Raw genomic sequence first — 13362 nt, 5'->3', positions numbered from 1 at the left:
ACCAGCACCGCGAGCGCTGTGGGGTCCCCCCGGCCGAAGGCTGGGGGAGTGCGCCGGCGCGGCACCGACCCCACAACGACCGCGCGAGGCGGTCACTGACCGCGCCGGGCAATCGGGCGGGAGGGTGGGAGCACCCCCCACGGCCACCCCCGGGGCCCGCGCGCAAACGACCCCGGACAGGTTGCGGCGCCGGCTGTCCGCGGAGCGTCGTACGCTGGGACACCCCGGCTCGTTCGACGCGTCGGGCTGTTCGCGTTGCCCCGCCTGTCTGCCTCTGGGACGGAAAGCCACATGAGCCTGAACGGTCTGCTCGACGTCGTCGTGGACGACCCCGCGCTCGCGGAGGCGGTCCGCGGTGCCGCGGACGGCAACCGCCCGCACGTCGACCTGGTGGGTCCGCCCGCCGCCCGCCCGCTGGCCCTGGCCGCGCTCGCGGCCCGCGCCGGCCGCACCCTGCTGGCGGTGACGGCGACCGGTCGTGAGGCCGAGGACCTGGTCGCGGCCCTGCAGTCGCTGCTGCCCGAGGACTCCGTGGTGGAGTACCCGGCCTGGGAGACGCTGCCGCACGAGCGGCTGTCGCCCCGTTCGGACACCGTGGGCCGCCGCCTGGCCGTGCTGCGCCGGCTGGCGCACCCCAGCAAGGACGACCCGACCGCCGGCCCGGTGCGGGTCGTGGTCGCGCCGATCCGTTCCGTGCTGCAGCCGCAGGTCAAGGGTCTGGGCGATCTGGTCCCGGTGGCCCTGCGCACCGGGACGACCGCCGATCTGAACGACGTCGTGGACGCCCTGGCGGCCGCCGCGTACGCCCGGGTGGAGCTGGTGGAGAAGCGCGGCGAGTTCGCCGTGCGCGGCGGGATCCTGGACGTCTTCCCGCCCACCGAGGAGCATCCGCTCCGGGTGGAGTTCTGGGGCGACGACGTCGAGGAGATCCGCTACTTCAAGGTGGCCGACCAGCGCTCGCTGGAGGTCGCCGAGCACGGCCTGTGGGCGCCGCCCTGCCGGGAGCTGCTGCTCACCGACGAGGTGCGGGCGCGCGCCGCCGAGCTGGCCGAGGAACACCCGCAGCTGCGCGAACTGCTGGACAAGATCGCCCAGGGCATCGCCGTGGAGGGCATGGAGTCCCTCGCCCCGGTGCTGGTGGACGACATGGAGCTGCTGCTGGACGTGCTGCCGGCCGGGTCGATGACCGTGGTCTGCGACCCGGAGCGGGTCCGTACCCGGGCCGCCGACCTCGTGGCGACCAGCCGGGAGTTCCTGGAAGCCTCCTGGGCGGCCTCCGCCGGGGGCGGTGAGGCCCCGATCGACCTGGGCGCGGCCTCGCTGTGGAGCATCGCCGACGTACGCGACCGGGCCCGTGAGCTGGGCGTCCCCTGGTGGTCGGTGAGCCCGTTCGCGGCCGATGACGAGCTGGAGGCGGACACCCTCAAGCTCGGCATGCACGCCCCCGAGGTCTACCGGGGCGACACCGCCCGGGCGCTGGCCGACACCAAGGGCTGGCTCGCCGACGGCTGGCGCGCGGTCTACGTCACCGAGGGCCACGGTCCCGCCGCCCGCATCGTGGAGGTGCTGGGCAACGAGGGCATCGCCGCGCGCCTCGACACGGGTCTGGACGGGCCGGTCGAGCCCTCCGTGGTCCATGTGGCCTGCGGCCCGCTGGAGAGCGGCTTCGTCGACCCCGCCCTGAAGATCGCGGTGCTCACCGAGACCGACCTGTCCGGCCAGAGGTCCTCCACCAAGGACATGGGGCGCATGCCGTCCCGGCGCCGCAAGACCATCGACCCGCTGACGCTGCAGGCGGGCGACTTCATCGTGCACGAGCAGCACGGCGTCGGCCGCTACGTGGAGATGGTGCAGCGCACCGTCCAGGGCGCCACCCGTGAGTACCTGGTGGTCGAGTACGCGCCGGCGAAGAAGGGCCAGCCGGGGGACCGGCTGTTCGTGCCGACCGACCAGCTGGAGCAGATCACCAAGTACGTCGGCGGCGAGGCGCCCTCGCTGCACCGCCTGGGCGGCGCGGACTGGACGAAGACCAAGGCGCGCGCCAAGAAGGCGGTCAAGGAGATCGCCGCGGACCTGATCCGGCTGTACTCCGCCCGCATGGCCGCGCCCGGCCACAGCTTCGCGCCGGACACCCCCTGGCAGCGGGAGCTGGAGGACGCGTTCCCGTACGCGGAGACCCCGGACCAGCTCACCACGATCGCCGAGGTCAAGGAGGACATGGAGAAGACGGTCCCGATGGACCGGCTGATCTGCGGCGACGTCGGCTACGGCAAGACCGAGATCGCGGTGCGGGCGGCCTTCAAGGCGGTGCAGGACGGCAAGCAGGTCGCCGTCCTGGTGCCCACCACGCTGCTGGTGCAGCAGCACTTCGGCACCTTCTCCGAGCGCTACTCGCAGTTCCCGGTCGTGGTGAAGGCGCTGTCCCGGTTCCAGAGCGACAGCGAGGCCAAGGCGGTCCTGGAGGGCCTGCGCGAGGGGTCCGTGGACGTCGTCATCGGCACCCACCGCCTGTTCTCGTCGGAGACCAAGTTCAAGGACCTGGGCCTGGTCATCGTCGACGAGGAGCAGCGCTTCGGCGTGGAGCACAAGGAGCAGCTGAAGAAGCTCCGCGCCAACGTCGACGTGCTCACCATGTCCGCCACGCCCATCCCGCGCACCCTGGAGATGGCGGTCACGGGCATCCGCGAGATGTCGACGATCACCACCCCGCCGGAGGAGCGGCACCCGGTGCTGACCTTCGTCGGCCCGTACGAGGAGAAGCAGATCGCCGCCGCGGTCCGCCGCGAACTGCTGCGCGAGGGCCAGGCCTTCTACATCCACAACCGGGTGGAGAGCATCGACAAGGCCGCCGCGCGGCTGCGCGACCTGGTCCCCGAGGCGCGGATCGCCACCGCGCACGGGCAGATGGGCGAGTCGGCGCTGGAGCAGGTCGTGGTGGACTTCTGGGAGAAGAAGTTCGACGTGCTGGTCTCCACGACGATCGTCGAGTCGGGCATCGACATCTCCAACGCCAACACCCTCATCGTCGAGCGGGGCGACAACTTCGGCCTCTCCCAGCTGCACCAGCTGCGGGGCCGGGTCGGCCGCAGCCGCGAGCGCGGCTACGCCTACTTCCTGTACCCGCCGGAGAAGCCGCTCACCGAGACCGCCCACGAGCGGCTGGCGACGATCGCCCAGCACACCGAGATGGGCGCCGGCATGTACGTCGCCATGAAGGACCTGGAGATCCGCGGCGCGGGCAACCTGCTCGGCGGCGAGCAGTCCGGCCACATCGCGGGCGTCGGCTTCGACCTGTACATCCGCATGGTCGGCGAGGCCGTGGCCGACTACCGGGCCGGCATGGAGGCGGGCGGCGGCGAGGTCGAGGAGGCCCCGCTGGAGGTGAAGATCGAGCTGCCGGTCGACGCGCACGTCCCGCACGACTACGCGCCCGGCGAGCGGCTGCGTCTGCAGGCGTACCGGTCGATCGCCGCGGTGAACTCCGAGGAGGACGTCAAGGCCGTCCGCGAGGAGCTCACCGACCGCTACGGCAAGCTCCCGGAGCCGGTGGAGAACCTGCTGCTGGTCGCCGGGCTGCGGCTGCTGGCCCGCCGTCTGGGGGTCTGCGACATCACCCTGCAGGGCAACAACGTGCGGTTCTCGCCCGTCGAGTTGCGCGAGTCGCAGGAGCTGCGGCTGAACCGCCTCTACCCCCGCACGGTCGTGAAGCAGGCGGCCAAGCAGATCCTGGTGCCGCGCCCCACCACGGCGCGGATCGGCGGCAAGCCGGTGGTCGGCCGGGAACTGCTCGCGTGGACGGCGGAGTTGCTGACCACGGTCCTGGACAGCTGAAGCCTCAGGGGACGCGAAAGGGCCCCGTCCGCGCGAGGTCGAGCTGCGCGGACGGGGCCCTGTCGCTCCGGAGGCTTCCCGAGGTTCAGCCCAGCAGGCGCCGCAGGTTCAGCCGGCCCCACAGCAGGCTGGTGGAGAACGACAGCACCATCACCGCCAGGACCAGCCCGACCAGCAGCACCGCGGCCACCGGTCCGCTCAGGTCCGGCGAGACCACGCGGTGGACCAGTTCCTCGACGAAGAGCACGTGCACCATGTACGCGCCCAGCGCCGCGCCGGCCAGGTGCTTCAAGCGCGGCTGGAAACGCTCCGGGATGCGGATCCGGCTGACCAGCAGCAGGACGCAGACGCTCATCGCGGCCACGAAGAGGTGGGCGTTGGGGATCACGTAGTGGACCCGCGTGTTGTACCAGAGGCACCCGGCCATGGTGAGCGGCAGCAGCACGACCAGCCACCGGCGCCACGGGACGGCGCCGGCCGGCAGGGCGAAGAGCATGGCGCCGCCGACCGCGTACACCAGGGAGTAGGTGCCGAAGCCCCAGGCCACGGGGGGCAGGTCGGTGTGGGTCAGGTCCCCGGCCAGGGCGAGGACGCTCGGCAGGACCGCGATGCCCAGCAGCACCGCCCCCAGCCCCCAGGGCCGCTTGCCGTCCTTGATCAGCATCGCGAAGGCGAGCAGCACGATGATGGGGATGTAGTTGTACATGAACCACAGGTGGTAGGCGGGCTGCACGGAGCCGATGAGGGAGTCCCTCGCGAGCTCGGTCATGGGCCGCTCGTTGCGGTCCCGCAGCCAGGCCCACACCAGGTAGACCGCCGTCCACGCGAAGAGCGGGACGGTGTTGCGGACGATCCGCTGCCACATCCGGGCGCTGTCCCGCGGCGGGGCGCCGACCAGCACCGCCCATCCGGCGATGGCGAAGTACATGGGCACCGCGAACGGGTTGACCGCCTCGGCCACGTGCCCCGCCCAGTACGTCGCGGCCCCGTGGGACGCGTCGTTCCCGGTCGAGCGGATGAACTGGGAGCCCACGTGGCCCAGCATGACGGTGGCGGAGCACAGCAACCGCATCAGGTCGATGTCGTAGCGGTGTTCCCGCGCGTCGGCGGAGTGTCCGGGGGAGGCGGAACTGCGCTGCAACGGCAGTCGCACGGCTGTTTCATTCGACACCGCGTGATGATCGGGCACATGGGTGTCGTGGAGCCGAACGGTCACCCAACTCCCCGGGGCCCGGCGGTATCGGAACGGTCTCGGTCCGCCGGGCGGTGTGCCCGTTCACCCGTGATTCGCCGTGATGTGGCGGGGGGTTCGTCCGGCGTCATCGGAGCGGGCTTTCCCTCACCCCTTCGGGTGTCATTGTCCGATGGCCGGAACGCGTGTGTGGCGCCGGGTCCCCTCTTCCCGCCTGGCGTTTCCCGCCCGGCCCGGCGTCCGGGGGTGCCGGTGGGCGGTTTGCCCGGCGGGGGGCGCGGGGCTAGCGTCCGGCATCGCTGGACGGATCGTCCGGCGTGGATGGACGGCGCCGGGACGCCCGCCCACGCCGGGGTGGTCCGTCCCGCGCGCCGATGACTCCCGGGCCCGGGGATCCGCCGTCCCATCCCCCTTTCCATGGACGGATCCCCGGGACCCGGGCCCACCATCCAGCCCCCGGAGGAACACGTGCCCGGACCACACCCGCCCGCCCGGCGCCGCGCATGACGCACGGACCCTGGGACCTGCTCGCCCGCGGTGGAGTGGACGTCCTGTCCCTCATGGCGCTGGTGGGCCTGCTCTACCGGCGCGGCTGCCCGGCCCCGCAGATGCCGCTGGTGCTGACGGCGCTCAACGTCGGCCTCTTCGCGGCGATGAGCGCGATGGGCGCGGGATCGTTCCCGGCCGGGGTGGGCTTCGGGCTGTTCGGGATGCTCTCCCTGGTCCGGTTGCGCAGCACCGCCTTCACCGCCCGGGACGTCGCGTACACCTTCACGGCGCTGGTGATCGCCCTGTGCGGAGGCCTGCCGCAGCGGGAGATCTGGTTCGTCGTGGCGCTGGACGTGCTGGTGCTCGCGGCCGTCCTGGTCGTCGACGACCCGCACGCCCACCGGCCGACCCGGGTGGTGCGCCTCACCCTGGACCGCCTGTACGCCGACCCCGCGGCGGTCCACCGGGAGGTCGTGCTGCGGTTCGGCCAGGAACCGCTGGCGGTGCTCGTGGACGAGGTCGACTTCGTGCGCGAGACGACCCGGGTCTCGGTCCGCTACCGCGGCGACTCGCCCCTGGGCTGGGGGCTGCCGGACGACGGTGCGGGGCCCGCCGCCGGACGGGGCGGCCAGGACAGCCTGCTCGAGAGCAGGCTCGTGTGACCGGCCCGGAGGGTTTCGCCGAGGCGCTGGGACTGGCCCCGCTGCGCGGGGCGACCCTCGCCGAGGTCGACGCCGCCGCGGCACTGCAGCACCGGGTCGACCGCAAGTACCTGCTGCCGGCCCTGTCGGCACGCTGCCTGGTCGCCGCCCTGGCGCCGACGCACCACGTGCTGGACGTCGGCGGCCGCCGCACCACCGGGTACCGCAGCACGTACTTCGACACCGCCGGGCTCGGCGCCTGGTACGCGCACGTGCAGGGGCGCAGGCGCCGCTGGAAGGTCCGTACCCGGCTCTACGTCGAGGACGGGCTGTGCCGCGTCGAGGTCAAGACCAAGGACGGCCGCGGCGCCACGGTCAAGCACGCCCGCACCCTGGCCGCCCGGGAGTACGGCCTCATCGGCGCCGGGGCGGCCGCCTTCGTCGACGACGTGCTCGGCGCCGCCGGGGTCCCGGTCCGCTCCGGGCTGCTGTCCCCCGCCGGGGAGATCCGCTACGTCCGCGCGGCCCTCGCCGACCTGGCGGCCGGCAGCCGGGTCACCCTCGACGGCCGGCTCACCTGCCACCGCGGCAGGGCGACGGCCGCGCTGAACCACGGCTTCGTCCTCGTCGAGACCAAGGGCGGTCCCCGTCCGGGCGCGGCCGACCGGCTGCTGATGGGCCTGGGGGTACGGCCGCTGCCGCTCAGCAAGTACGTCGTGGGGCAGGCCCTGCTCGTCCCGGGCCTGCCCGGGAACGACGTGCGCCGCCTGGTGCGGTACTGCTTCCACGCCCCCACGCGCGCCGAACCGGAGGCCCGGGTCCCCGGCCCGGCCGGACCGGCGTGGTGAGCACGGCCCACCGCAGGGCGCCCGTCCGCCCCCGGGCCCCCCGCACGGGCCGCCGGTACCCCGCCGTCGCCGTCGCCGCCGTGGCCGCGGCGGTCCTCGGCCTGATCGGCACCCACGTCACCGCCCCCGCGGACCCCGGGGCGGGCGGCGCGGTGCGGCGGATCGAGCAGGACCCGCCGCCCCCGCTGTTCCCCGACGCCGAACTGCGCGGCTGGACCACGCGGCTCGACGCGCAGCAGCGGGCCGCCGACGCGCTCTACGCCCGGTGGCGGTCGGGGCACGGCACCGCCCGCGACGACCCGGCGTTCGTCCGCTGGGCGGCGGCCCGGATGCCCGATCCGCCCGCGGAAGCCGCACGCGCCGCCGGACTCGGGGAGGTCAGCCGTCTCGCCCGTACGCGCACCGCCGCCGGCCGGACGGCCGCCGCGTGGCTCGCCGCCCACGGGGAGCGGGACATCTGGCGCCTGTACCTGGACGACCGGCGCGAACTGATGCCCCGCGCCGAGGGCGAGGCCGCCCGGGTCCGCCTGGACGCGGCGCTGGAGCTGGCCGGCACGATCAGCGGCCGGCTCGCCGGGCACTACCGGCGGTCCCGCCCCTCCGCCCTCGATCCCGCCCTGGGCCCGGCCCGGAAGGCCACCCCGGCCGCCGATTGCGCCTGCGCCTACCCGGCGGCGCCCGCGGCGCTCTCCTCCGCGGCCGTCGCCGTCCTCACCGCCCTGGCCCCGCGGCGCGCCGCCGAGTACCGCTGGATGCAGGTCCAGGTGGTGCACGCCCGGCTCTACACCGCCGACCACCTACGGGACGACCTCCTCGCCGGCGCCCTGCTCGGCGCACTGGTCGGCGACTACATCCGGGCGGCGGACACCACCCCGACGAACCGCGCATGACCCAACGGCACCCCGTGTGACCTGCGGCGCCAGCTCGTCCGCACACCAGGTTCACCTGGACGCCACCCCGGGAACGCCGGTGTTCACCACATTCGCACCCCCCTCCCCCCGTGGCGTCCCATAGTCTGCCGGGGCAGGTGATATCGGACAGCGACCGGGACGGATCCATGCACATCGCCGTCTTCGCCGAGGTGCCGGAGGCCGTGGGCCGGACCGGGTGGGCGGACGTGCCCGGCGAGGAAGCCGGGGAAACGGGGTACACGGGGGTCCAGGAACTGTTCGACATCACCCGGTTCGGAGAGCGGACGGACCGCGCGTGGGGGCCGGCGGTCACGGACGGCCGGGCCGTCCCACCCACCGGCCCGCTGCCCACCGTGCCCGCGATGACGGACCGGGCCCCCGTCCACGACCATCCGATCCCGGAGCCCGGCCGGACCCCGGCCGAGCTCCGCGAGCGCACCCGGGAGTGACCCCCGATCTCCGCCCAGACGACCACCGCCGCCCCCGCCCTCACCACCGGTCACGCGACCGGGACGAGCGAGGCGTCCACCACGCCCGTCGCCCGGCCGCGTGAGCACAGATACGACATCGACCTGCTGCGCGTCCTGTGCTCCATCGGTGTCATCGTCTGCCACGCCGCCGGCCAGCTCCTCAACGCCGTGGGCCGAGAGCCCTCCGGCGGCCGGCCCGTCTACTGGACCGGGCTGGTCTCGGACGGGCTGACCCGGTGCGCGGTGCCGCTGTTCTTCGCGATCGCCGGCTGGGTGGTGCTGGTCGGCGCGACCCCCCGGGACGGCACGCAGGTCCGCAGACGGCTGACCCGCATCGTGGTGCCGATGGGCGTGTGGACCGCCGCGTACCTCGTCTGGGACTGGATCCGGGACACCAACTCCCGTCCCACGCAGCGGCTGGCCCTCGAGTCGCTGTTCGGCTCGATCCAGCCCGCGTACCACCTCTGGTACCTGTACGCCTACGTGCCGGTGATCCTGCTGCTCTCGCTCGCCGCGCTGATCAAGGCGGGGAAGCGGCCCTGGGGCCTGGGCGTGCTGCTCGTCCTGCTGGCCATCGCGCCGACCTTCATGGGCGACCTCGGCAAGGTCGTCCACGTGAACCTGCCCGACTTCGAGTGGAACCTGTCCCCGTACCAGGTCGCGTACGCCGCCGCCGGGTCCGCGCTGCTCGCGCTGCCGCTCGCGGCCACCACCGGCCGCGGCCGGCGGCTGAGGTGGCTGGCGGCCGGGGTCTGCGCGTGGGCCGCGGTGGTCGCGTACGAGCACTGGGTGCACTACCCCTCGCCCTACGCGGGCCTGGCCGTGCCGTTCCTGGCGGGCGCGCTGGTGATGGCCCTCAACCGGATCAGCATCCCGGAGCGCCTGCGCCCGCTGGTGTCCCGGCTCGGCGGTGCGGCCTTCGGCGCCTACCTGGTGCACCTGATGTTCCTGCGGGCGCTCGCCCCGCACCTCGTCTCCGCCGACGCGGGCTGGCCGGGCGCCGTCCTCATGATCACGCTGCTGGTGACCGGGACCGTGGTGCTCTCCTTCGCCGCCAGCCTGCTGTGGACGCGCCTGCGGCTCAACCGCTGGCTGGGCTGACCCCGAAGGCCCGGAGCACGTGACGGAGGGGCGCCGTGTCACCGACACGGCGCCCCTCCTGAAGGACCGGTTCCCCCGGGAGGCTCAGCCGAGGACGGTCTTCAGCTTCGCCACGTTGTCCTGCGTCACCTTCCACAGCGCCTCCTGGCGCCCGTGGACGTCGGCGACGGTCGCCGACAGGTTGTCCAGGATGCCGATGGAGCGCTCCGCGAGGATCGCGCCGAGGTTCCGGTCGTGGACGGAGACGCCCCACTCCGGGCGCTCGATGTCGGACAGGAAGTACGCCATCTTCGGGTGGGAGATCAGGCTGATGATGGGCGTGCCGCAGCCGAACGGGATCATGCCCGCGTGGCCGCGCATGCCGATCACCAGCTTGGTGCGCGCGAAGGCGGTGCGCAGCTGGTCGGTGTCGAAGTCGTACATGGGCTCGACCGGCAGCGAGATGCCGTACTCACGCCGCAGGTCGAAGACGAAGCGCTCGTCGTCCAGCGCGTGGGCGGCGTAGCGGACCTCGGCGTGCTTGCCGATGGCACGGACCGCGGTGGCCATCTCCCGGAGGAAGTGGTCGTAGTCGTGGCCGAAGCGCAGCCCGGCGCGGTCGTAGGCGCAGTTGATCAGCACCGTGTCGTCCCGCTCCACCGGGTCCTGCCAGCCGGGCACCAGCTGGCGGGAGACGGTGGTCGGGCAGGGCTGGAAGAGCACCCGGTCCTGCAGCTCCGCGGGGAGCAGCGCGCGGACCTTCTCCACCGAGCCGTGGTTGCGCAGACCGAAGAACGCCGACTTGGAGACCAGCAGCCGCAGGCTCTCCTCGAACCGGCGGCGCGTGTACGACTGGCCGTCGAAGGCGTTGTAGCCCACCGCGAAGACCGCCAGCGGGACGTCGATCTTCTCCAGCAGCCGGTCCGGCACGTTCCACTGCCAGGCGCTGTTGCCGTTCGGCGAGGTGTCCGGGATGAACAGGCCGCCGCCGCCGATGACCAGGCCGCGGCGGGAGTTCACCCGCTCCAGGGCCGCCTCGTCGAACAGCTTGTGCGCGTGGATGGAGTGCCAGCCGCGGTCACCGGTGTCCGGGCCGAAGCAGAGTCGGACCGTCTCGGGCAGGATCTTGTCGCCCGCGTTGCCCTGGCGCTCCATGTAGAACGCCACGTGCGCCAGCTGCTCGGAGGGGGTGCCGGTCTCGGCCGGGCGGGCGGCGATCGCCTCCGCGCGTTCGTACGAGATCCGGCAGGCGCGGTCGCTGACGTCCGCGTTGAGGCCGGCCAGGGCGTACTCGCGGGAGGCCGTGTTGTCGCCCAGGATCCACGCCATGTTCGCCAGCCGGCCGAAGGGGCGGGCGGCGGCCGGGGCGTGGGCCGTGGAGAGCAGCAGGTGGGCCGTGGCCTCCTCGTAGCGGGAGGTCGACATCAGGGCCTGGCCGAGCAGCTCGTGGGAACGGCTCTCGTCGGCCGGGATGGGCGAGCGGCCGAGGATCTCCACCGCGTCCTCGTACCGGCCCTTGGACAGGTACGCCTCGGCGACCTCGCGGATGCCGTCGTGCCGGCTCTCGCTCGCCACGAGGTGGCGGCCGAAGTGGATCAGCAGGTCCGGGTGCTTCTCGTCCTCCAGGGCCAGGAAGCGCTCGACGAAGTCCGCGTGGGGGAGGTCGTACTCTCGCCACGCCGCCTCGGCGCCCGAGTAGCCGTGCTCGCCGCCGTTCCACGGCTTGTGACGGCCGGTGAAGTGCAGGATGACGACGTCTTCCTCGTCGGGGGAGCGGTCGCCGGACAGCCGCCGCTTGACGAAGTTGTAGCGCGGGTCGATCTTGACGAACTTGCCCGCGAGCAGGGCGTTGAGGATGCCCTGGTCGTGCTTGTCGAGCTCGTACGTGCCGGAGGTGCCGACGGCGTCGATCTGCGCGCAGAACTCGTCGGTGAGGTACTCCTTCTGGATGACCAGCAGGCCGCTGTTGAGCTTCGACTGGTCCAGCAGGAACTGCGGCACCGCGCCGACGCCGTGCCGCATCCGCAGCAGCTCGCCCAGGTCGCCGAGGACGACCATGTCGGTGTCGAGCGTGATGACCGTGTCGTAGTCGCGGATCCGGAAGACGTCGAGGATGAAGTACGCCTTGCGGATCAGGTAGTTCTCCGGGTCGCCCTTGACGAAGTCGTCGTAGCGCTCGGGGACGACACGGCGCATGACGACGCGCGGGTGCAGCTTGCGGATCTCGGTGACCGAGGCCGGCTGCAGGTCGTCGTAGAGGACGACGAAGTCCTCGCAGAGGCCGGGGTTGGTCAGGGCCAGGCTGCGCAGCAGGGTGAGGAAGCCGGGCAGGTAGTTCTCGTCGACGTACGACGCGAAGGCGACGCGGCGCTTGCCGGTCAGCGTTTCGCTCCGGGGCGCCGGAACCGGGACAGAGGCGGTCATCGGAGCGATATCCTCATTTCAGTGACGTCCTGGGCGCGGGCCATGACCCATTCCTTCTCGTCCGCGTAGCCGTGCGCGGTGGCGATCGGGAGCTTCATCGCTTCCTGCAGGCGGTAGGCACCGCTGTCGTAGAAGTCGAACCCGATGAGGTCGATCTTCGGGTTGACGTCCAGGAAGTCCAGCAGCCACAGCATGTTGAAACCGCTGGTGGGGATGGACGGCATCGCGTCCTCGCCGATCCTGCCGATCTCGCGCACCGGCCAGCGCAGCGTGCGGTCGCCGACGTAGCGCTGGGCGCCGGGGACCAGGCGGCGGCGGACCGAGTTGCGCCACTGGTGGTGGCTGCCGCTGAAGACCAGCCGCGTCTGGACCTTCTTGTCCCAGTTGAAGTTGTGCAGGTGGATCGTCGCGTGGATGTCGGTCTTGGTGCCATTGGCCGGCGCCTCGATCCGGTACGAGTTGAAGCGGACGACGAGGTCGTAGGAGTCGATCTCCTGACCCATCGTGCTGGAGCCCACCCGCTGGGAGTTGGCGACCAGGCAGATCGTCTTCCCCGCGATGAGGTTGCGGAAGTCGCTGAGGCCGACCATCTCGGAACCGGTCAGCGCCGGGTCCGGGATCGGGTCCAGCTCGCGCAGCCGGCGGTCGTCGGCGTACAGCTCGAGCAGCTCGGTCGAGCCGGCCAGCCGGCCACGGTCCCGCTCCAGACGGATGTTCACGTAGTCGGTCAGCGCCGCGCGCACCGAGGTGGCGGAACCGTCCTGCTCGCTCATCCCGACGAGCGCGGCCACGAGCCGGGGCTCGGCGCGCTCCCAGTCGCCGGCGTCCTTGAGGGCCAGGCCCTCGGCCCACAGCTCGGTCTCCGGGACGCCCGCGAACTCACGCGAGCCCGGGGCCTGCTTCTGGAGCAGCTGCAGCGTCTGCGCGAGGCGCTCGCCGCTCTCCCGCAGCTTGGTGATGCGGCCCGCGATGTTGAGGTCGTCGTTGGGGGTCAGCGCCAGGAAGCGCTCGTACGCGGCGATGGTGGCCGCGTCGTCACCGAGCGCGTCCATCAGGCGCGCCCGCAGGCGCCAGCCGGCCCGGGACTGCCTGCGGACGCCGAGGACCGTCTCGGTGATGCGCGACGCGAGCTGCAGCTCGTCGGCGCCCTGCACGTCCACGGCCTTGTTGCCCACATCGAGCAGGGCGTCGAAGACCTCGGGGTTCGACTTCGGCCAGGTGCTCTTCCCGCCGGTGAGCGCGGCGGCGTCACCCGGATCGGTCATCGCGGCCGCGTACCGGGCCAGCAGTTCCCGGATCGCCTCGGCGAGCTGGCCCTTTCTCCAGTCCAGGTTCTTGGCGAGCTTGCCGCCGTGGACCGCACAGGACCGGACGCACTCGGCCACGGAAACCGAAGCGATCGGAATATCCGCGCCCGCGGAGTTGTCCAATCTTTTCTCGAGCCATCCAGCCCGGAACTTGACCATGCTGCTCCCA

General features: G+C 72.7%; 9 protein-coding genes. 6 read left to right on the top strand and 3 right to left on the bottom strand.

The annotated features are described in order from the left end of the window. The first annotated feature begins 291 nt into the window (after nt 1–291). Nucleotides 292–3831 (top strand): transcription-repair coupling factor, encoded by a 3540-nt coding sequence (gene mfd / locus AC1VWI_RS19245; protein ID WP_499512245.1) that lies wholly within the window; start codon nt 292–294, stop codon nt 3829–3831. A gap of 85 nt (nt 3832–3916) precedes the next feature. Here the strand turns inward: mfd and AC1VWI_RS19240 are convergent, their stop codons facing one another. Next, a complete protein-coding gene (locus AC1VWI_RS19240) occupies nt 3917–5002 on the bottom strand; it encodes an acyltransferase (protein WP_499512244.1) in 1086 nt (361 codons plus the stop codon). 524 nt (nt 5003–5526) lie between these two features. Between AC1VWI_RS19240 and AC1VWI_RS19235 the strand changes: the two genes are divergently transcribed. The 5 genes from AC1VWI_RS19235 to AC1VWI_RS19215 all read left to right on the top strand — a co-directional run bounded on the left by AC1VWI_RS19235 (nt 5527) and on the right by AC1VWI_RS19215 (nt 9483). Then, nucleotides 5527–6174, top strand: a complete 648-nt coding sequence (locus AC1VWI_RS19235) for a DUF4956 domain-containing protein (protein ID WP_499512243.1) — start codon at nt 5527–5529, stop codon at nt 6172–6174. Continuing rightward, the gene (locus tag AC1VWI_RS19230) at nt 6171–7001 is read left to right on the top strand and encodes a polyphosphate polymerase domain-containing protein (RefSeq protein WP_499512242.1); all 831 of its coding nucleotides are present in this window, start codon (nt 6171–6173) and stop codon (nt 6999–7001) included. The genes AC1VWI_RS19235 and AC1VWI_RS19230 overlap by 4 nt, the downstream gene beginning before the upstream one ends. Beyond that, nucleotides 6998–7891: a hypothetical protein gene (locus tag AC1VWI_RS19225; protein WP_499512241.1), complete on the top strand. Its 894-nt coding sequence runs from the start codon at nt 6998–7000 to the stop codon at nt 7889–7891. Before AC1VWI_RS19230 ends, AC1VWI_RS19225 begins: the two co-directional genes overlap by 4 nt. A 167-nt stretch (nt 7892–8058) precedes the next feature. Next, complete coding sequence (locus AC1VWI_RS19220; RefSeq protein ID WP_499512240.1) at nt 8059–8361, top strand: hypothetical protein; 303 nt, start codon at nt 8059–8061, stop codon at nt 8359–8361. A gap of 6 nt (nt 8362–8367) precedes the next feature. Then, nucleotides 8368–9483, top strand: coding sequence for an acyltransferase (locus AC1VWI_RS19215; RefSeq protein ID WP_499516858.1), 1116 nt, complete (start codon nt 8368–8370; stop codon nt 9481–9483). 84 nt (nt 9484–9567) lie between these two features. On the opposite strand, the gene AC1VWI_RS19210 is transcribed toward AC1VWI_RS19215, so the two are convergent. Both AC1VWI_RS19210 and AC1VWI_RS19205 read right to left on the bottom strand, forming a co-directional pair. After that, the gene (locus AC1VWI_RS19210; RefSeq protein WP_499512239.1) at nt 9568–11886 is read right to left on the bottom strand and encodes a glycosyltransferase; all 2319 of its coding nucleotides are present in this window, start codon (nt 11884–11886) and stop codon (nt 9568–9570) included. Next, on the bottom strand, nt 11883–13271 hold the full coding sequence (locus AC1VWI_RS19205; protein WP_499512238.1) for a glycosyltransferase family 29 protein: 1389 nt from the start codon (nt 13269–13271) through the stop codon (nt 11883–11885). The genes AC1VWI_RS19210 and AC1VWI_RS19205 overlap by 4 nt, the downstream gene beginning before the upstream one ends. Nucleotides 13272–13362: the final 91 nt, after the last annotated feature.

This window comes from Streptomyces sp. TOM-9, assembly GCF_056858595.1.
Note: the sequence above shows the minus strand (reverse complement) of the source record. Positions and strands in the feature narration are given on the sequence as shown.